Here is a 21,213-nt window from a genome sequence, read left to right on the forward strand (position 1 = left end):
TATTGAATGAGTAAAAGACGACAAAAATTACCAACCGAAACAATCATTGCTGAGATAGAAAAATTTAGTCATGATGGTCGTGGAATTGCTCGCATAAATGGAAAAACTACTTTTATTCAAGGTGCACTTCCGAATGAGAAAGTTTCATTTCAATATACCCGAAAAAAAAGTGATTTTGATGAGGGGAGGGTTGTTGCAATTCTCTCGCCCTCTACTGAACGTGTCGAACCTTCCTGCTCCCATTACACCCTTTGCGGTGGTTGCTCCTTACAGCATCTAAGTGAGCAGACGCAAATCCAGGTTAAACAGAAGTTGCTATTGGATTTGCTAAAACGAGTGGGTCATTGCGAACCTCAAACTATTTTGGCGCCACTGACCAGTGGTAGTTGGCACTATCGGAATAAAGCCAGGTTAAGCGTTCGTTATGTCGAGAAAAAGCAACGAAGTCTTGTGGGTTTTAGAGAAAAAAATAATCCGCGCTTTATCGCTGAAATCAATGAATGCCCCGTCTTAAATAAAAAAATTGATAAAGAAATCTCTAATTTACGTCTTTTAATTGATTCATTTGATGATCCGAAAATTATTGCTCAGATAGAAGTTGCAGCAGGGGAAAAGGACATTGCATTAATTTTTCGTAACTTAAGCCCATTAACCCATGGCGATGAAGAAAAGCTCCGTGCATTTGGCGAAAGAACGCAGTTTCGCTTATTCCTGCAACCAGGAGGAAATGATACGGTAGAGCTTTTTTATCCACCTGAAAGTCTTAGTTTTTTAACGTATACTCTTCCAAAAGAAAATATTGAATTCAAATTTTACCCTACTGATTTTACCCAGGTTAATTCAGGTTTAAATCCGTTGATGATTACACTGGCACTGGAACTAATGAATTTAGATTCTAAGGATGTCGTATTAGATCTATTTTGTGGTTTAGGTAATTTTTCACTACCTTTGGCAAAATATTGTGCGAGTGTAGTCGGCGTTGAAGGAAGTAACGCAATGGTTGAGCGCGCCAAAATGAATGCTCAGATAAATGGCTTAACCAATACCGAATTCTTCTGTGCTGATCTTGAAAAAATGGAAGAAATTGCAAAATTAAGCAGGCAACGTTTTACCAAACTTTTACTCGATCCTCCTCGCTCAGGGGCTGTGGAAGTCGTTAAACAAATTGAGAGTCTCAATCCTAAGCGTATTGTGTATGTCTCATGTAATCCAGCAACTTTAGCAAGGGATGCTGATATTCTTGTAAATCATAAAGGTTATCATTTAAAAGCCGCCGGTGTAATGGATATGTTTCCTCACACAGCCCATGTTGAATCGATAGCTTTATTTGAGAAAGGATAAATAGTTATGGTCAAAGTTAAAGAAGATACCCCTTGGTCAGTCGATGGTAACATCGATGTAGAACAATGGTTACAGCAATTAGGAAGCAAAGGGTATTTTCAAGACTTGGATTTAATTCGTAATGCTTGCACATTAAGTCAACTGGCAGGACAGGATCATGCTACGGAAACAGGAGTCTCCTGCCTGCAATTAGGTTTATCCATGGCTGATGTGCTTGCGGATTTAGAAGTTGATCAAGAAACGTTATGTGCGGCCATCATTTTTGAAAACGTCCATTATGCAGAATTATCCCTGGATGATGTTGAGGAACAATTAGGTAGTTCCATTGCCAAATTGGTAAAAGGAATTGAAAAAATGAGCGCCATGCATAATTTGCAGGCACTTAGTAAATACCCTCAAAATAAACATCAACTTGATAACATCCGCAAAATGCTATTAGCCATGGTTGATGATGTACGTGTTGTACTCATTAAACTGGCTGAGCGCTTGTGTATTTTACGTACCTCAGGGCAATTACCCGAGGGAATGCGTACTCAGGTTGCTAATGAAGCAATGGAAATATATGCCCCTCTTGCAAATCGGTTGGGGATAGGGGCTATCAAGTGGGAAATGGAGGATTTGGCGTTTCGCTATTTGCATCCTGAAGATTACAAAGAGATAGCCAAAGGGTTAAAAGCAAAACGCCTTGAGAGGGATCGTTATGTAGATTTTATTGTCGAAGAGTTAAATCGACAGATTCGCGCCACTGGTGCGCAACATTTTGCTGTTTATGGACGTTCCAAGCATATTCATAGTATTTATCGTAAAATGAAGCGCAAAAATGTTTCATTAGATGAAATTTATGATGCAACTGCAGTCAGGGTACTGGTTGAAACCAAAGAGCAGTGCTACGAAGTTTTGAGTATGGTACATGCTTTATGGAAACAAGTACCCGCTGAATTTGATGATTATATTGCTAATCCGAAATCTAATGGGTATCAATCCTTGCATACTGCGGTTGAAGGCCCTGAAGGACGTGTTTTTGAGGTACAAATTCGAACTTTTCACATGCACGACCTTGCAGAAATGGGAGTAGCAGCACATTGGAAATACAAAGAGGGCGGTGTTAGTCAAAAGGAAAGCCACGAACGTAAAATTGAATGGTTACGCGATGTATTGGCCTGGCATCGGGAAATGGCGGCTTCCAAGGGGGTCTCAGAAGCCATTGAAACAGAATTTCTTGAAGACAGGGTTTACGTATTTACACCCGATGGGGATGTACTGGATTTACCCCAAGGCGTAACTCCCTTAGATTTTGCATACCATGTCCACAGCCAAATAGGGCATCGCTGTCGTGGGGCAAAGGTAAATGGCACCATTGTCCCTTTAACGTATGAATTAAAAACAGGTGATAAGGTCGAGGTTCTAACCGGTAAGGATGAACGACCATCAAGAGACTGGATTAATCCGCATCTTAATTATTTAAAAACTTCACGGGCCAAAGCCAAGGTTTTGCATTGGTTCAAAATGCAAGACTATGATAAAAACAGAGATGAAGGCCATGAAATTCTTGATAAAGAATTAAAAAACTTAGGGATTAAAACGGATCGCTTAAATGATATTCTCTCTTCGTTCAATTTTAAGCGTATCGATGATCTGTTGGCAGCTCTTGGTAGGGGGGACATTAAGCTCGGACAAATACTTAACAAATTATCTCCGGCTGAATCTGTAACCCCTTCCATCCAACAGATTGTGAAGCCTCAGGCAAAACCAGAAACCACTGGGAGCGACCTGCGGATTGAAGGTGTAGGGAACTTGCTTACGCATATGGCGCGCTGTTGCCAGCCTGTACCAGGGGATGAGGTAATAGGCTATATCACCCTGGGCCGAGGCGTATCTGTGCATAAACAAGATTGTCCAAATATTTTACATGCCAGTGAAAAACAACGTCAGCGTTTTCTGCAGGTAAATTGGGGAAGTTCTACTCGTGATCATTACGTTGTTGATGTCTTAATTAAAGCGTTTGATCGGGCAGGCCTATTAAGAGATGTTACTTCTCTACTTGCTAATGAAAAGGCACATGTCTATGCTCTTCAAACACAAAGTCATAAACAGGACAATACCGCGCATATTAAGTTAACCGTAGAAATTGATGGACTTAATAGTCTTTCTCGGCTATTAAATAAACTGGAACAGATCCCGAATGTTCTGGAAGCAAGAAGGCAGGTTTAAATTATTTATCGACTATACTTAGCTGTATAAAATCTAGGGATAACAATTACAGGAGTTGATAATGTTAAAACAATCCAAAGCATTTAGCGGATTTTCCGTTAACGATCTCAAAAAAGCCAAGTCATTTTATGCTGACACCTTAGGTTTAAATGTAACTGAAGAAGAAAAAGAAGGTTTAATTTTACATCTTGCCACTGGTGCTGACATTTTTTTATATCAAAAACAAGATCATCAGCCTGCTACCTATACCGTTTTAAATTTTCCGGTAGACGATATAGACAAAGCTGTAGATGCACTTGCAGCGAAAGGGATTCAGTTTGAACACTATACAGGGGAATTGCAAACGGATAACAAAGGGATTTTCAGAAGCCAATCTAAAGATGAATGTCCCGATATTGCCTGGTTTAAGGATCCAGCGGGAAATATATTATCCGTGCTTGAAGAATAATAAACCAGGTTTTGTATAAGTCCTCTGTTCATTGTCTTAAATAGACTTTTTCCTACCCTAAGATGGGTACTTTTACCCATTGATACTGATTGCCATCAAATAGTATTATATTTATACAGTTTAGGTATTTATTTATAACATCGGTGAGAAAATGGCAATTCGATACTTAATTGATGTTGACTATACGTTAATGTCTATGAATGAGAAAGAGGGCATACCAGTTTTTAATCAGACTCTGATTGATGAACTTAAAAGAGCAGGGGTTAATAAAATTGATATTTTATCAAGAATGGACCCAACTGATCTTAAACCAAGTAAAAGCCTTAGGGTTCGTTTAATTGAACACCTGGAAAAAAACGGCATTAAAGTTGGAAAACTATTAACATCAATGGACATCATGTTTTTAAATTCAGGTTATTTTCCCAATTTTGAGTTAGGGGATACTTACGATAAATTAATGAAACCTCTTGAACAGGCGGTGAATAATCTTAATCAAATTAAAGATTATAATAAACGCTACGCCCGAACTACAGCACTTGTAGATGTGAAGAACGAGGAAAATTTAGATATTGCTCAATATAGAGAATACAAAAATACTGAAAAGAAAATCAGAATCATTGAATTTTTGGTCAAAAAAGGCGTCTTATCATTAGATGATACTCTTAAGGTAGCGATAAATAAGGTTATTACTCCGCGTGCACACGTTCTTTCTGATGTAATTAATGATGTTTTAACCAAGAAAGAAGATAAGGATTTCGACTATATTCTCCCTCTTATGTTGGAGTTTCTCAACGCAAATAACAAAGTTACGCTTAAAGGCTTCTACAATGAACTGGTTATAAGCGCCGAGGCTGAAAATTGTCCGCAGGAGAAACGTAGCGAATATCAAAGAAAAATGAAGCTTATTGATTTTTTAGTCAGCAATAACGTCTTGTCATTTGAAAATACTGCTAACCAAGCTGCTGCTAAAGGCTTGCATCTTCGACAAAAAGGGATGTCCAATACCATTAACGACATCATAATTGATCATAAAATTAGTAAAGATGATGATCCAATGTTTAATGATATTTATGGTTTTTTCGAGGAGTTGGAGTCAGAGAAATTAGATTCTAAGCTTGGAAGTTTTTACGACCAATTAGTCTTAAGTCACAAAATGTATGAGCCAGCTAAAACTCTCACGCTAGAAGAGCGACAACTAATTGATACCTCTTTATTAGAGCTGAAGCATTATAACAACCAGCGTTACATTGCTTCTCTAATGTATGGGAAGAATAGGCGTAATCACGACCCACATGGGAGCAAAGGTGAAATCTACCATTTATGGGTTAAACAAAATACCTGCAAAGATGCTGAGGTGGTATACATTGATGACTCTATTGGCGAGCGAGAAACCTTACAGGTAACTCACGACAATCTAAATAAAAATCCCAATGTTAAGTCTCTTTTACCGACTCAGCTTCGCATTTTCCGTCCTCCAATGCATGATGGTCTAGTAGCTGATTTTTCTAATTCAACTCATATGTTACCAAATGACTTTAAAAATGAGCATACTAAAATATATGAAGAAAGGTATAATAAACTACGCCAGGCGGGAGATGCAGCACTAAAATCCAAAAACTCACATTTGGCTGTAGAGTGTTATAAAGCAGCCTATATTTGGATTGATACTTTAGGAAGAGAGGATGTTGCTAAAGTCAAAGAAAAAGTGATTGAAAAGATTGTAGATGCCTATAAAGCACATCATCCTCAAGTACCTTACGCAGGCACAGAGAGCGAAATGTTTGTTGCCAGTTGTACCTCTGAGGTTAATCAGGGGGGAGTTAGAATTAAGTTAAGAGTTTTAGAGAGAGAGATAGCTATCCATAAGGGACGATATCCTGAGCTTTATGATGATTTTTCTCTTAGCGCTTTAATTAAAAATAGCTTCTTAACTAAAAATGAGAATGCTCCTACTCAAATAGATCGAGAGTTTAAGACCAAGATTTTAGGTATGCTTAATGAAATTCGGTACGATCTTCAAAATGAAGATGAAGGATATGCAGATGAAGTAAGAGTTGAATGCATTAAATTTTTAAGCTCTTGCGGCTGCAAACATGAAGTATATAAAAAGGCTGTATTTGAAGCAATGGTTGATATGGGGAAACCAGCAGTCGACAGGAAAGGAATTCAGTTATAATAAAAGCATGATTACGCGTGCCAATAGGCACGCAGTTTTTATCTAAAATGGATTAATATTTGCATTATTCTCATCAGTAGCCGTAATTGCTTTTTAGTTGGAAAACACCTGTTAAATATAAGCCATGTTTGCAAGAATGATCTTTTTAAGATACAAACCTTTTGGATTCACGTTCTGCCATACTTTCTTTTATTGAAAGCAATACTTCTCGACACTGACTTATAAAATTATCCTTTATTAACTCTGCCTCTGCAGTTGCAGAGGGTAGTGCGCCTATTTCAGGAATTAATTTTTCCAGGAACTGGGCACAATCTTCCGAGTCATGCTCATGAGATCTTTCCTCAAGAGTTAGCTTTTCTTTATTAAAGTGAACGATATTCGATTTACTTGGTGCACCAAGCATTTGTTCAAAATAGGGCGTAACAAAAGGACTTGCTTTCAACTCGTCATTACCACCATACCATCGTTTTAGTGCTTTTTTATATTCTTCAATTGCTTCAGGCTCAAGAAAATCAGTATAGTTATGAACTCCTGAAGGAAAATTTTTGCCTAAATGAAATCGAGGCTTTATTTTAATTTCAGCAAAATAGTTCAATAACTCTTCCTCGAAATGGGCAATACCAGGGGCATCAGGATGCGTTACTATATCAATTGCCAAAACATGCTCATCTTCTGAACTGGTGGTGGTAGTAGATAGGCCTCCTTTACTGCCTTTAATATAACGCGCATAAACAGCATAGGTAATAGGAAACTCTCCATGTTCTGCAGCAGCCTTTGTCAATAATTCAATTCTATGTAAAACATCCGCAAGAAGAGCCCCTGCATGTTTATCTTCAACAGGTAAAATATAACTTACATCTCGCATTGCTTTAGGGAACGCAACTTGGTAATGCGTAATACTATTTTCATGATCAACAAGAGGGGTGGTACCGCGCGTCCCCATAATAGTTGCTGCTGCAAGTAATAAATAGGGGGGAATAAGACTTTTAAGTTTATTATCCATAAGAAACTCTTGTATCGAATCGCCGACCCTCACACTCAGCTCTTGTGCCCAGGAACGTGCATCCGCAGCGTAAGGAGGTGCTTGCACTTTTGTGCGCGCTTCTTCTGTGTAATTCCAAAGGCGGATTTGCCATTTATCTTGGTTAAAAAGACCATCACCATGGCAAGGGATACCAATTAAACTAAAGTATTGGTTTTCTGTTAAAAATTCATTTAAACGAGGTTTCATCGTTTTTACATCAGGGAAATTATAGACCGTTTCTTTAAGGTTAAACGCCTCAACGGCTTTCATCTTCATGCTTAAAACGATGCCCAATGCACCGGAATGAGCTGAACATAAGGTAAGGAAGTCAGGATCATCCGCATTGATTTCACGAATTTCTCCGTCCTGATCACAAATTTTTAGACTAAGAATTTGGCCGCTGAAAGCAGGCTCATCACGCCCGGTTCCATGCCCACCTGTCCCTGCTAAACCCACAGCACTTGCCCAGGAGAGCATACTTGCAGTCCTTAAGGATAAATTCGCATCTCTTAGTTTTTGCGCCAGTTTTGCAATTTGTACGCCGGAGGTCACCAGCACTTCATATTCTTTGAGATGATCTAGAGGATTTTTTGTATCGACAGTGATAATTCGCTTTATTTGGCCTAATTTTTTTACTTTTTGATACTTAGGACTAAACCGAATAATGACATCTGCAACCGAACCATCCGAGAAAGAAAAGGATTCATTATAGCGTTGCTCCTGCTCTTTTGCCCAAGGAAAACAACACCGATTCGCTTTTTTATCGGCCCAACCAGCCGTCGCGCGTACTGTTATTTTTGTATCGGGATACTGCTTATTTTGTTCTTTGACAGCACGCATAACTGCTTGAACTTGTTCTTCGCTGTCTACTTGGACAATAACAGCCTGGCTTTTGCTTACATTTTCCATGTAGTTCTTCCAGGTTTTAACTTTGTATGAAATATTTTGTGTTGTGAGGTCGTGCAAGAGTGCGTTTTTTGATTCCAGGGTTGCAAATGGCATAGTCATTCCTTGAGTTAGGCCAATGAATTTATACTGTCATGTGTGTGGACAATTCGTCAATTAAAATTGTTTTCGCCTTCACGAGAAAGAAAAGTAGGTGAGGTGGTTTTTGATCTAACAAGCCATACTTACTAAGCATATGATTTATACATAAGTTAAATAATGTATAAATTCCTCATTCTTACCATGCACTAAATCCATATAGGCTTTTTTTATCATGGTAGTGATGTTGCCAACGTTTTTACTTAATTCTCTATCATTGATGGAGCGTATCGCTGTCACTTCTGCCGCGGTACCGGTAAAAAATGCTTCATCAGCTTGATAAGCCTCATCCAAAGTAATATCCGTTTCAAATACGTCCAAACCTAATTGATGGGCTAATTTTATGACAGTATCCCTTGTGATACCTGATAATATTCCCCCTAATTTCGGAGTATAAAGCCTGGTATTTTTTACAATGAAAAAATTTTCACCTACTCCTTCCATGATATTTCCATGGCTATCCAACAGTAGAGCTTCGTGGTAATGCGTTCCTTGTAATTCCAGGGATGCAAGAATGCTATTTACATAATGGCCGCAAATTTTGGCATCAACCACAGTGGACTCAGGATGAATACGAATAAAACTGCTCACTTTAACATCGATACTTTCATGCGGCAGATAAGCACCCCACGGCCAACAAGCGATAATTAAATCAGTAGGATTCCCTGTGGGATTTACCCCCATTTTACCATAACCATAAAATGCCAGCGGGCGAATATAACCTTCTTCCAATCGATTTATAACTACCACTTCTTTTATTGCGGCGGAAACCTCTTCTTTAGTATAAGGAATGGTCATTTTTAATACGGATGCTGAATAAAAAAGACGCTCTACATGGTCATTTAGTCGAAAAATGGCTGGTCCTTGCGCTGTCTTATAAAAACGAATACCTTCAAAAGCACCACCGCCATAATGAAGTGTATGGGATAGCACATGAACTTTAGCATCAGCCCATGGTATGAGGTTTCCGTTTTGCCAAATTGTTTCAGTGACTTGCATTATATTGCCCTAAAATCAGAGTAAACCTTTTTAGTACTGGACATTACCAGCATTCAGGTAATGTTAACCATTATTATCAATGACCGGCGTAACAGGAACACCATTCTCAGTAACTCTAAAAAGAGCTTCATTAATACCAATAACTGTTCTTGAAGTAACTGGTTGTAGGCGTATTCCAATTGCATCGAGTGTGGCGTTGCTATTTATTGAGTTAGCTTCAATAACATTTAACCCGCCACTTACATTGACGATCCCTGAAAAAACCTGTGTTCCTTGTGCCTGATAACCAACAGCAGTCACAGAACCATTTGAACCTTGATTATCAAGTGCTACAACATGTAAAAAGGGTCCATTTGCAACAATTAAACCATTATTGATAAACACACCTTGAGCAACTACATCATTACCCATTCCACCACGGTTTTCCGCCTCAACATTGATAATGTCCTGAGGTAAACTACCGGTATTGCTATTTGTCCGGTAGTTAATTAAAAAATCCGAAGAGAGCATACTAACTCCTTGGGCAAGAATCGTGTTGTCGCTGCCGCCTACGTTTTCCGCTTTTACGTTGAATGCCGCAGTTGTTGATGGATTTAATGCAACATCAGTAGGTGTTCTAAGTAAAGAATGCAAAGCTCGTAGCGCTTCAATAACCTCATTTGAGATTGGGTTTGAAGGAGATCTGATAAGCGTTGGATTGTCAAATAAATTTCTATCATCGCTATTGGATACATCAAATCCTACAGCCCGTGTTGTAGTATCATTGCCGCTACCTAAATTATGAGCTTGGACATCCAATTGTCTGTTTTCAATGTTGACTCTTAAGCCTCGATCAATTTGAACTCCTCGTGCAACAACAGAATTCGCTGTCCTTTGAGTTGCATCAACCAAGATAGTATTGTTTCGCAGAGTAATGTCTGATGAATTGAGAATAGCGACACCTGTTGTGGTCACATCAAAATTATCATTGCCATCAGCAAAGGCTATTAGCACACTGTTGGAAATATTGATCTCTTGGGCACCTTCAATACTAATTGCCGTCCGATAGCCTCGATCATTGGTGTCAAAGCCGATTGCAGCATTGGAGATGTTGACTCTCGGTCCCACGATAACAATACCTGCAGGATGTTGGCCATCCTGATTAGTTAAGATCAATGAATCGATTGTTTCAGTTAATGGTCTGCCTTGTTCGTCCTCCTTGCCACCAGTAACTAATAAGCTTCCTTGAAGTATTTGCGCCTGTCCTGTTTTAAAATCAATACTTCGACCATAGAGTGACTGCCCATCTAAAGTAAGAAGTGAAGTTGCCATAGCCGTTATAGAGGATGGAGAGGTAGTAGTACCAATATTGCCATAGGTGCCTGGACCAATATAAAGATTGGCATTGGGCGAAATAGTATTAATAGCATCGAGGGTTGGCTGGTTAAATGAGCTATCCAGGCAATTATTTTCAAAAGTACAATTGCCAAAACCATTTGCAGCAACAAAGGGGGAACCTGTACCACTAAAAAACCAAATATTGTCCCGCGTTAAAACGCGTACCCCAGTATTTAAATAAGCTTGCTGGCTAGGAATGCCAGAGCCAGTATCCCATGTACCTAAATGTCTTGGAATAGGATCTAATAACCGATCACGGACAGTAGGTTGTTCACTCTTTTTGATACCACCTAATGTGAAGCGAACAGTGAAAAGTGCCGTATTTTTTTGCACATTATCATAGCTATCTCGAAACGCAACAGTAAGATTGTGGTTGATAGGCACCTCTACGCCACCAACAATACCATTAATATCGCTGGTGTTTTGAGGGGCAAAATGATAGCCACCACCAAATAAGCGTAAGTTTCTCGTCTCAGGTAGAGTCAATCCTATTTCACCATCAACACCATTCCCAACTTCCTCGACCACATTAATTAAACTATCAAACTGGCTGTGGCCGGTAAAACTGATATACTGTGTAGTCCCTAAGTCAGAGCCTAAAAAAATACCCTCACTTTTTTGCTTGGTAGTTGGAAAATAACCATTCACATGGATATCCAGGTAATTTGTCATTAATTCCAGGCCAGGATTCACTACAGGAAAATGCTGTCCTCGTGAGGTACGGTTATAATCCCCAAATACGTAGGCTCCCCACAAATAATTGTTATGAATGCCACGAAGCCCACCACCAATGCTACCTAAATAACCATCGTCACTGCCTAGTTTCCCCAAACCATCCACGTATAAAATCCCATCTTGATTCCCGTATATTGGCACCATGCCGTCAAATTCACCGAGTGCTCTATTTCCAAAATAACCTTCCCCTGATAATCGAGGAATTAAAGGGAATGAAGTGGGTCGAAATTCTGCATGAAGAGAGGAGTTATAAACAGCAAGTAAAGAAAGACTTAAAAAAGATAACTTTTGACTAAGGCCCGACATCGAATAACTCCCTGTAATACAACAAATTTTGTAACTGACTATAAATTAATATTTTATTTCATTCAATGAATATAAGCCCATAATTTAATCTTTCTATTATAATTACCGATAATGCTCTGTGTAGAACAAAATTAGGATCGTGTCGTTGCAAGTGTTAGCGAAGCAATCCCGTGCAATTCATGAACAAAAGCCAAATCTGGATTGCTTCGCTAACGCTCAAACAACGGCTATATAAAAAAAATTTGCTCTATAATATCTGTACCTAAGCTTTCTCGTAATTGGCTTTTAACAGGACAATTAAATGAGGAAATTTTTTCTTTTAGTTGTATTTACACTAGGGATAGGTAGTGAAAATCTTGTATTTTCAGCAAGCAACAGGGACAGAGAAATTAGGGAACTCATTCGCTTTCTTATTTCTGACACAATGCTTGTTACTAGCAAGAGCGCGTCTTTAATTCCTTTAAGTTTTTATGTAGGAAACACGGAAGACGTTGCTCGCTACTTTGGGGATTTTACTTGTTTGCCAGAAGAGACCTGTAGAGTAGTCGACAGCTTATATAATAATCCTTATCCATTCTTACCCGTTCCCTATGCTATTTTGGGAAAAGGTTTGCCTCCGCAGGAAGGTACGGTCCAAGAATGGTTTGCAGCACAATCACAAATTGAGCGGACAACTATAAAATACGGAACGGATATTTATCATGCGGCGACGTGGCAAATTGCTTTGGCACTTGCGGCGGACAACGATTATTTGGAGGAAAAAACGGCACAGGCATTAATTGAAAATGAACTTGACTCGGTGATTAACCCAGCTAATCGAGCCACAGGGATTTTCTTTCTTTATGGTTATCAACTTGTAATTTTTGATTTTCTTAAGGCATTTACTTACCGTTTAGTCGCTACCAATTATTACAATAAGGATCCATTTTTTGGAGGACGCTACCAAAATTTTATTAGTTGGGATTTCAATCTTTTTGATCTAGCTAAAAATGATCCAGAAGGTCATTCTCCAGATTTTTTTAAATATGTTACCACCTGGTCAGACTGGAAACCTTTAACAGGGGAAAATGCATGGGCTCAATTAATTGGTCCTCTTCAAGCAGAATACATACTGACAGATGGTGAGGTTTCTGCCAGCTCCAAAGCGGTCGTTAATGCTATCAATACCCTCTATGCTTTTTCGGCCATGCAAACTGCTATCGGTGCTTTTTATTATTCGCCTGGAGGGACGAGAGATACTCAAGGAGAGTTTCCAATTGGAGAAATTTCAATAGAAGATAATTTTTCAGTATTAGCTGGCTTACAAATACTAAAAGGAATTCTTGAAAAAACGCAACGAACAGCAGAAGTAGAGCACGCACTTCATCTAATTGATGTCATGCTTAACGGAGGTATGACTGTCAATGGTTATGAAACCAGAGGGCTATTGAGTTTTCTCTACAATGGCGCATTCGATGTGCAAAAAGGTGTATTCTATACACGTGGTTCAGTAGACAAACCTGCTTCGAAAAATGACTGGAGTCCTGATATCTCAGAAGCACTCGGCTCAATGGCTATTGATGTTAATCTTTGGGCTTTATCTGCCTTAGGTGTTGCAAATATAGACAAATGGTACGGAGAGGGTACTGCTCTTAATATTTGGCGAATTGTGCGTAACCAAGGGGGCTATTTTCAAAATAATCAGTTATGGGGGCTAGGCTTTACATTAAATAATCGCACGGACTTTGAACCAGACGACATTATGTCCGGAGAAAACACAGCGAGTGCCATCAATGCCTTACAATCACTAATCGAATACTATTTTCACTTAGGCCAAGATACCCAAGAACTCGAGCAAGATTTACAAAGCATACAAAATAACTTTTTCCATTTAAGGAATGATGAATATTTAAGTGCCAACTTTGTCGATGCTACACCGCGAGAGTTTTTTATTCGTTTACCTGATGAGATAGGGCAGGCTTATCTCTATGCAAGCAGGCGTTTTCCTCTTCTTTTTTTATGGAATGCCAACACACTATCAAGTACGAGCGTGACCTCCTGGGTATTGATTAATAAATTTAAGTTTAATCCACTCCAGTATGCTGGAAAATTTTCCAGTGAAGATTATCCTATTCCAGTAAAAGTAGACATTTTTGATCATGATAATGAACCTGATGGAGGCGCTTTGCCTAAAACAATTAGGGTCAAATACACGCGTGGTAACTTAGGACCAATTAAAAAGTTGGTTATTAGTTATAACCTTGATGGTTCACAAACTAAATGGATTGTTTCTGCAAGCACCTTGCAAAATGAAGGGATTGCATTACTGCCCAAAGGGGCAGAGGGAATTATGATTAGTTTTTTTGACAGCGGCTGGGCTAATGCTTGTCAAATTATTCCAGCAAGGCGTATCTGCAAGGATAGCGCTTGTTTGGGTACGCATACCATTGTTGCGCGTTGGAGTTCAAGTGGCAAGGGGCGATGTGCACTTGTTGATTAAAACTGTCGTGTTGGTTGCCACTGAGCTGTATGAGTACTGCGCATAAAGAACATAAAGCAAACAAAATAGAGGCCTTTGTGCTCAAAAAAGTAAATAGGTTTACCCTTGATCACGGTAAATAAAAGAGTGTTAAACCCTATGATTAATATTAATAAGATTTGCCAACATTTTTCTCTAGGTGAGCCAAAAAGTAGTTTGATAAAAATTGCTAGTGGGCTGACTAATGAGGTTTTTTTGCTAGCCACCACGGAAGGTAAATTTGTTATAAAAAGAATCGATTTAGGATCTGTGCGGGCACGACCAAAAAGAGAGTATCAATACACGGAAAATTTGGCTGCAAAACTACACTCTTTGGGTATTCCAACTGTTGTAGCCTTAGCAGTCAATCAAAATTTTATATTGGCAGAACATCATCATATTATATTAGCCTATCCTTTTATTTCTGGCGAGGTTTTATATGGTCCCATTGGCCCTGTTAGTGAAGAAGATGCCAAAAAATCTGGTACATTGTTAGGACTTATTCACCAACTCAATATTCGTTACTCACCCGTATCAACATCCTTTGGTTATTCCTATGTCATTCCCATACAACAATGGCATGAATACATTGATACTGCGAAGCAGCAGAAGTTATCCTGGTATACCGAGCTAGGGAGTAAACTCGAAACATTTCTTAATTGGAATAGAATGCATCGGGAAGCTGATCAGCGTTTAGCAAAAAATTTAATCTATAGCCATGGCGACTATTTTCCTCATAACCTTATGTGGCATGATAATAAGCCAATTTTGATTGATTGGGAGTTAGCCGGACGTATTAACCCCAGTCTAGAGTTCGCTTTGGCCCTAATCTTGTTTAGTGGTTTCGCAACAGAAAATCAGTTTAACAGGCAGGTAGTTAAATTTTTTTTAGACGGCTATTATGCTACTGGCGCATGTTTAAGAGATGATCTTGATGATGCTATTTGGGGAGCGATAGGAAAAGCATGGCTTAACTGGATGGCTTTTCAGGCAAAACGCTCTTTAGATAAAAAATTATCTAAAGAAGAAAGACAAGCTGCATCGCAAACTATTATAGCGTTTTATTCGAATTTAGAAACCTTATTGGCGAGAATTCCACTGATGAAATCTCTTTTAAACACCTGAATAAAAAAGATTTCATTGAGAACCGATGAAAGTGCTTCTGATTCAACCCTCTACGCTTTAAGCTTTTATTATTTGGTAACTTCAATTACACCAGCAGTACTATTAGCTTTCATGCTGGGATCATACATTGATTCCGCAACAACTGCTGGAACTTGATAATTACCGGCATTGGTTGCTTTTATGCGATAGACAATTTCTTTAGTCGTTGCCTCAACACTGGTGAAGAAAACGACACGATCTTCACGTGCATCTGCATAATCTACATTTTCTGAATTAACAGAATCTCGTAGTACTTCAAATCCGCCAGGTAAAAGATCAATGACAGCTACATTATATAAGAGACGATTATCAAGCGCGCGTACTTGAATATGTACTTCGACTTCCCCCCCCAATGGAACGCTACTAACCACATTACCTTTTATGTCACGATATTCACGATAAACCTCTAATCCATTGGAAATTGCTTTCACCGGTGAAAGCTTATCAAATCCTGCTTGGGTTAATTGATAAAAGTAGGGCAGCCTATTTGGATTAATAAAATTAACTAGTTGGGCATCCTCATCAATCTTTGCTTGTCCATAATTACTATCTGTAGTAGTCAGTATTTTTTGAGTTTTGTCGCTTAAGACTTCACTAATAGTAAAAGAACCTTCTTCAGCCGGCGCTGCTTGTCCGTAAGCACTTAAAGCAAGACTCGCATACCCTGAAAGGATGGTATTAATTTCATCACTATTCATTGCTTTAACCAGCCGCATTACTAATTGATTACCCATTTGCGGTAAGCGTTGTGGAAAATGACGTGCAATCAGATAAAGATATTGTGCATTAGCAGTATTACTATCATAAAAATCAGTTGTATCTTCTATCTGTGTTTGAATCTTATACTTTGCTATTAGTTCATTCGCTTCTGCATGGCTTTTTAGCAATTGGTAAGTCGCCGCAAAATAAGCGCCTGTAATATCAGACTGCCATTTTTGCGGCTGTTCTTTGTCTAAATAAAGCTGCAAGTTGGTTAAATAATTGGTCGTGACAATTTCATTTCTTGTTAAAATATAAATGGCGTAGGCTTGAATGCGAGCCACATCAAAGCTCGTTGGATTTTGTGCAGCCAAATCCCTGAGATAGCCTAGACCCGTGCTAAACATCTCATTAGGCACATTATAGCCTTGGGCGCGCGCTTCTGTTAAAAAATGCATTCCATACACCGAAGCAAAACTATTGCTGTAATTATCGCCAGCACCAGGCCAATAGCTAAAACTGCCATTCGAGAGTTGCCGTTGTCCCAGCATTTGAATGCTATTTATTATTTTATCATTGATGTCTGTTAAATTTTGTGTAAACCAGGGTTGGTTAGCCATTGCTAATAAAGGCATGGATTTGCTCGTTAATTGCTCAGTACAACCATAGGGAAAATTATCCAAGTATTGTTGTAAACCTGTCACCAAAATCATGGGGCTTGTTGACAAAGAGGCTGTTACAGTGCGGTACTCTGGATACAGTTGTCTTTCAAGAGTTAAGGATTTTGTTTTCTCTTTACTGCTACCGCTGGTAATTGAGGTATTAAATACAGTAGAAGGACGTATGCTTATTGTTGAGTCCATGGAGCTTGATTTGCCATTTGTACTGGCTATTAAGTTTACAGTAGCAGAGCCCAGATTTGATTTAGCCTTCAGTTTAAAATGAACCGTTTGCTCCTGTCCTTCAGCAATGGTTAATGATGTCTTGTCAGGGCCTATCACCTCAAGTTCAGGGGGCACAGTTAATTGTACCGAAACATTTGCATCGTCGCCTGAATTTTGAACATTATTGGCAATGCTCGCTGTGACTTCAAATGTATCACCGGGTGCCACGAAGGTAGGGGTATTGGGATTTATGACAAAATTGCCGCGAATTTCCGATTTTTTTTCTGTTGAACCAACGGAGTCTAATGCGACAGCAACGGCCATAACGCGCAAAGTACCATTGAAATAATCGGGAATATCGTAAGTTAATTGACGTGACAAGTTATCTGTATCAACAATTCCTGACCAATAAGCAACTGGTAAATCGGTTTTTCGTTTAAATGGATTAAGATGCTGCGTTAGCAATTCACCACCATCTCCGCCAACAGCAGAAAGTTCTCGTTCTTTGATAAACTGCGGTAAGATTTGGTCAACTGTCTGCTGAGTCAAAACCTCCAGCGCTCTTTTTTGAAAAAAGAAAGCGAGTGGGTTTGGCGTTGCGTAGTTTGCAACCTGTAAGATTCCCTCATCCACAGCGAACACAATTATTTTACCCGGTTTATCGCTGCTGTAATTAATTGTGAATGGTTCTCCAGGACGTGCTAGTTCTGGCGCATCTAAATTAATATGAATGTTATGGCTATCATAATCCACATTAAAAGGCGTTACGCTATAGCTTAAGGGGCTAATAAAAATGTCAGGAGAATTCCAATCACGAACAAATGCAACATTGACATATCCATTACCTTGAAAATTTTCCGGTATATGGATGCGTTGTACCGAATTGGTAGCGCCTGTTTTAAACCATTGGGTAGCATAAACCTTGTCACGTTCAATAGTAATTAAACCTGATCCGGTATAAGGTGATGTGATTTGCAACTCAATGTTTTCGCCTGCCTTATATTCCTCCTTATTAAGTTTAATTGTCAATTCAGCATTTTTAGCCAAGGGCAATTGACTTGCTCCAATGATGCTAAATTTGAAATGACTCAGCTCTTCATTATTTTGATCGAGTATATTTACAGCAAAATCTCCGATTTGTTGGGTAGGTAAATTAAATTCCGTACCTTGTGCATCGATGGAAAAAGAGGTTGTGCTAACTATTGTTGTTTGCATAATTGATTGATATTGATAAGTACCATTTGGTTTTTTAACCAGGGTAGTAACAGGGTGCAGTGAGACTAGTTGTAGTTTAAGGTCACTAACTGACTGTTGGTTTAGTTGTGGATTTACCGCGATAAAGCGCACACCACGCTGGCTGTCTTGTTTGATATATTTTAGGTCACCATCCGGTTTATAACCTATGAAAAAGGGCAGTGGGCTTACTAGGGCTGTTGACTGAGTAGTTACACTACGTCCGCTTTCCGCTTCAAAACCTTCGGCAAAAAATGTAAGTTCATAAGTAGCTTTATCAAAGCGCTCCAAATTTAAATTAAATGCTGCTTCACCTTGATCATTTGTCTTCGTATCAGGCAGCGTATCAGTAAATATTTTTGCAGGCTTACTGGGATCTACTAAAGGATCATGAAAAATAAACTGTGGATATTTTTTAAATTCCACTCGTTTAGGAGACAACAAAAGTTTACCCGCCACCCGGCGCTCAGTCGCTGGAGCACCGTAAAGATTCCAAAGCTGTACTTTTGCGGTCAATCCAGCCGGGGAGATCCAACCTTCGGTGGCTATTGCAGAAAAATTGGACTTTATACGCATTCTGTCAGGTTGGAACTCTGCAACTCGTATTGAGGTGGAACCCAACAAACTATCCGGATGTTGGTCTTTAACAATATAGAGATTAATTAAATATTGTCCCGTAGGAGAGGCTGGATTAGTTTCTAAATCAAAGCTGGCATAGCCACTCGCATCCAAAGTAATTTTCTCATCACGAATGGTAGTCCCACGCGAATTAATCACCGTTGCTTCTACCATTAATCCTGGAGGTTGTGGTTGGACATAAGTTTGCTTAACAATGATACCAATATGTGCGGTATCACCAGGTCGATAGATACCGCGATCTGAAAATAAGTAAGCACCTAAGCTATGCTGATCCGGATTAGTATAAACGCCACCAATGTCAAAACGTGAATAATTCAGTTGGCGATTAGGATTATTATAAGGAATGAATGAAACATCATTTTCCAAACTTGCCAGATACACTACGGGCTCGCGATCATCCACAAAATCACTTAAGTTTGGAAAAGTTACCCGACCCTGTGCATCCGTCGAATAGGTTAAAAGAGGAAGTCCATTTTTACCCAAAACACTCACACTCACATTAGGAACAGGGATTCCTTCCGTAATGGATTGTACAAATACATCATGGCTACCATCACGATTATCTTTAGCAATCAAACCTAAATCAGTGATTAAAACCAAGCGGCTAGCTTTCGCATCCAATGCTGAATTATTTTGGACATCCCACCCAGTCGCTTCCAATAAAAATAATCCTTGTGGACCTGCGGTATTGTTTGTTGCGGAAAGATATTTGGTAAAATCAAGAGCTGTGTATTGCTGTTGTGTAAAATCAGAGGCATTAAATTGTTGCACTTCAGAGAAAATCTGGCTGATATTTTGTGGGTTGAAACTCTGATTAATGAAGTAGGGATTGTTAAAATCACCTTGCGTTTGGGTAACCAATTGATTAATGTTCGAGGGTAAAACACGCGCGAAATTAAACTTCACAGCAGGTAAGCCCCGCACCAATACAGAGAGTTTCTTTTCACTATTTAACGCTAACAATGCACCTTTGTGTAAGAAGGTGATTTCTTTTGGATATTCAGGCACTGTAATGACTGCTGCATAGTCATTACTTAATGTAAAATTACCAAACCCTTTAGTCCCTTTATCTATTTTCAGGTAGATGTAGCGGGGGCTTGAGGCTGTAAATTTATAGCTGTGCAAGTTTGCATAGTTGCGATCAGCAGGTATAGCTTGAAGCGAGAGTGGCGTTGCCAACTTTAAGATACTTGATGTGACTTCCCCAGGCGTACTCCATTCATAATTTTTTTTCTCTGCTTCATTCGCTGTAGCGGGATAATTTTCCGGAAGCAAATAGACATGAAGTGATTTCTTAAGCTCACCCTCTGTCACACCAAGAGTAGTCTCTATAGCTAATACTTGTTCTGGCCTATCCTGTTCGTTACGCACTATTGAAGCAGTTGCTTCTACCACTTTAAAATAATTGCTTATGTCAGGAATTAACAGATTTTTTGTTAATGTAGTATTTGTCTCACCGGGGCCATGTAAGGCTTTCAAACCCTCTTCAATATTTAACACTAAATAGCGGGAAACTTCAGGTAAGTTAAGTGATTCCGAACGTAAATAAGCTACTCGTTTAAATTCATCAAAACGAACGTTAAATTTAAAATGCTGCGCATCCAGATCAAGGTTTCCTTTCTTCAAAGCTTGAAGCATTAGCGAGGTTTTATTTTCGAAACTTGTTGGGTCAACGGGGAAGTTAAAATTAATTGTTGCGATTGCCTGTCTTAGTTTAGGATTAACAGGGTCCTGATAAAAAGAAAACTCAGTAATTTTTGCTTCGAAGGGCAGGGTAGTAAATGAATATTCATACCGTTCCATTTTGACGTTGGGTGCAAAAAATTCCTTGGCAAAATGAATATGGTAAGTTTGCCCTGCGGGCCAATCTTCCTCCGGACTAAATACTAGTCTACTATCACTTTCCCATACCCATTTACCTTTAAGCGCTGGCTGAATGTCAATCCCTTTATTAACTTCTTTTCCAATTTGTTTAAGGGGAGCAACCGATTTTGTCATAAAGCCATTATCTACATTTGAATCAGTCTCCTCAGTTGAATGTGTGCTTTTATTGGTATGTTGAATCCCAAAATCAATCATCAGATTATCAGGCACTAACTTATCATCTTCTATTGCTGTTATTTTAGGTGTGGTCATTGCAGCGGTGATTAGCTGTGGTTTGGGTAAATTTTTATACCAGTAATAACCGTATCCAGAAGCGGCCAATAATAGTACAATACCAGTCACTGTTCCCCAAAATGATTTTGGATGGGTATTAGCCTGATGGCGCAAATGTCTAACCCAAGGCGGACTGGTCCAATTTAAACGGCCTATTATAAGGGCAAAAAATGCACCTATTGCTGCAAAAAACCGATAAAATGACGTTTTGTTCATATAATTTCCTAACTTCACAAGGTTAGCCGAAATGTTCCAGGGGTTATGGCGCGCCAAGCACGG

Annotated in this window: 10 protein-coding genes; 6 read left to right on the top strand and 4 right to left on the bottom strand. The window is 39.1% G+C overall.

The genetic code is table 11. From position 1 onward, the window contains the following. Positions 1 to 6: 6 nt before the first annotated feature. From rlmD to Ljam_RS12215, 4 genes are all read left to right on the top strand, one after another. Entirely contained in the window at positions 7 to 1,341 is a 1,335-nt protein-coding gene (rlmD, locus tag Ljam_RS12200; protein WP_058450285.1) for a 23S rRNA (uracil(1939)-C(5))-methyltransferase RlmD, read from the top strand. Between the two features lie 6 nt (positions 1,342 to 1,347). After that, a complete protein-coding gene (gene relA, locus Ljam_RS12205; protein WP_058450286.1) occupies positions 1,348 to 3,552 on the top strand; it encodes a GTP diphosphokinase in 2,205 nt (734 codons plus the stop codon). 61 nt (positions 3,553 to 3,613) lie between these two features. Continuing rightward, positions 3,614 to 4,000: a VOC family protein gene (locus Ljam_RS12210; RefSeq protein ID WP_058450287.1), complete on the top strand. Its 387-nt coding sequence runs from the start codon at positions 3,614 to 3,616 to the stop codon at positions 3,998 to 4,000. Positions 4,001 to 4,151: 151 nt separating this feature from the next. After that, positions 4,152 to 6,176 carry a hypothetical protein gene (locus tag Ljam_RS12215; RefSeq protein ID WP_058450288.1) on the top strand — a complete coding sequence of 675 codons (2,025 nt, stop codon included), beginning with the start codon at positions 4,152 to 4,154 and terminating at the stop codon, positions 6,174 to 6,176. 145 nt (positions 6,177 to 6,321) lie between these two features. Here Ljam_RS12215 and Ljam_RS12220 read toward each other — a convergent pair whose 3' ends face one another. The 3 genes from Ljam_RS12220 to Ljam_RS12230 form a co-directional block, all read right to left on the bottom strand. Continuing rightward, positions 6,322 to 8,202: an FAD-binding protein gene (locus Ljam_RS12220; RefSeq protein WP_058450289.1), complete on the bottom strand. Its 1,881-nt coding sequence runs from the start codon at positions 8,200 to 8,202 to the stop codon at positions 6,322 to 6,324. A 144-nt stretch (positions 8,203 to 8,346) separates the two neighbouring features. Then, positions 8,347 to 9,243, bottom strand: coding sequence for a branched-chain amino acid transaminase (locus tag Ljam_RS12225; RefSeq protein WP_058450290.1), 897 nt, complete (start codon positions 9,241 to 9,243; stop codon positions 8,347 to 8,349). Positions 9,244 to 9,306: 63 nt separating this feature from the next. After that, positions 9,307 to 11,661, bottom strand: a complete 2,355-nt coding sequence (locus tag Ljam_RS12230; RefSeq protein ID WP_058450291.1) for an inverse autotransporter beta domain-containing protein — start codon at positions 11,659 to 11,661, stop codon at positions 9,307 to 9,309. 301 nt (positions 11,662 to 11,962) lie between these two features. Between Ljam_RS12230 and Ljam_RS12235 the strand changes: the two genes are divergently transcribed. Both Ljam_RS12235 and Ljam_RS12240 read left to right on the top strand, forming a co-directional pair. Then, the gene (locus tag Ljam_RS12235) at positions 11,963 to 14,140 is read left to right on the top strand and encodes a hypothetical protein (protein WP_058450292.1); all 2,178 of its coding nucleotides are present in this window, start codon (positions 11,963 to 11,965) and stop codon (positions 14,138 to 14,140) included. A gap of 138 nt (positions 14,141 to 14,278) precedes the next feature. Then, the gene (locus Ljam_RS12240; protein ID WP_058450293.1) at positions 14,279 to 15,283 is read left to right on the top strand and encodes a phosphotransferase; all 1,005 of its coding nucleotides are present in this window, start codon (positions 14,279 to 14,281) and stop codon (positions 15,281 to 15,283) included. Positions 15,284 to 15,351: 68 nt separating this feature from the next. Here the strand turns inward: Ljam_RS12240 and Ljam_RS12245 are convergent, their stop codons facing one another. Beyond that, positions 15,352 to 21,150, bottom strand: a complete 5,799-nt coding sequence (locus Ljam_RS12245; RefSeq protein ID WP_058450294.1) for an alpha-2-macroglobulin — start codon at positions 21,148 to 21,150, stop codon at positions 15,352 to 15,354. Positions 21,151 to 21,213 lie beyond the last annotated feature (63 nt).

This window comes from Legionella jamestowniensis (assembly GCF_001467745.1).
Classification (GTDB): Bacteria; Pseudomonadota; Gammaproteobacteria; order Legionellales; family Legionellaceae; genus Tatlockia; species Tatlockia jamestowniensis.

Coding starts and splice junctions, on each gene's coding strand:
- rlmD (WP_058450285.1), top strand. CDS start 7: ATGAGTAAAAGACGACAAAAATTACCAACCGAAACAATCATTGCTGAG.
- relA (WP_058450286.1), top strand. CDS start 1,348: ATGGTCAAAGTTAAAGAAGATACCCCTTGGTCAGTCGATGGTAACATC.
- Ljam_RS12210 (WP_058450287.1), top strand. CDS start 3,614: ATGTTAAAACAATCCAAAGCATTTAGCGGATTTTCCGTTAACGATCTC.
- Ljam_RS12215 (WP_058450288.1), top strand. CDS start 4,152: ATGGCAATTCGATACTTAATTGATGTTGACTATACGTTAATGTCTATG.
- Ljam_RS12220 (WP_058450289.1), bottom strand. CDS start 8,202: ATGCCATTTGCAACCCTGGAATCAAAAAACGCACTCTTGCACGACCTC.
- Ljam_RS12225 (WP_058450290.1), bottom strand. CDS start 9,243: ATGCAAGTCACTGAAACAATTTGGCAAAACGGAAACCTCATACCATGG.
- Ljam_RS12230 (WP_058450291.1), bottom strand. CDS start 11,661: ATGTCGGGCCTTAGTCAAAAGTTATCTTTTTTAAGTCTTTCTTTACTT.
- Ljam_RS12235 (WP_058450292.1), top strand. CDS start 11,963: ATGAGGAAATTTTTTCTTTTAGTTGTATTTACACTAGGGATAGGTAGT.
- Ljam_RS12240 (WP_058450293.1), top strand. CDS start 14,279: ATGATTAATATTAATAAGATTTGCCAACATTTTTCTCTAGGTGAGCCA.
- Ljam_RS12245 (WP_058450294.1), bottom strand. CDS start 21,150: ATGAACAAAACGTCATTTTATCGGTTTTTTGCAGCAATAGGTGCATTT.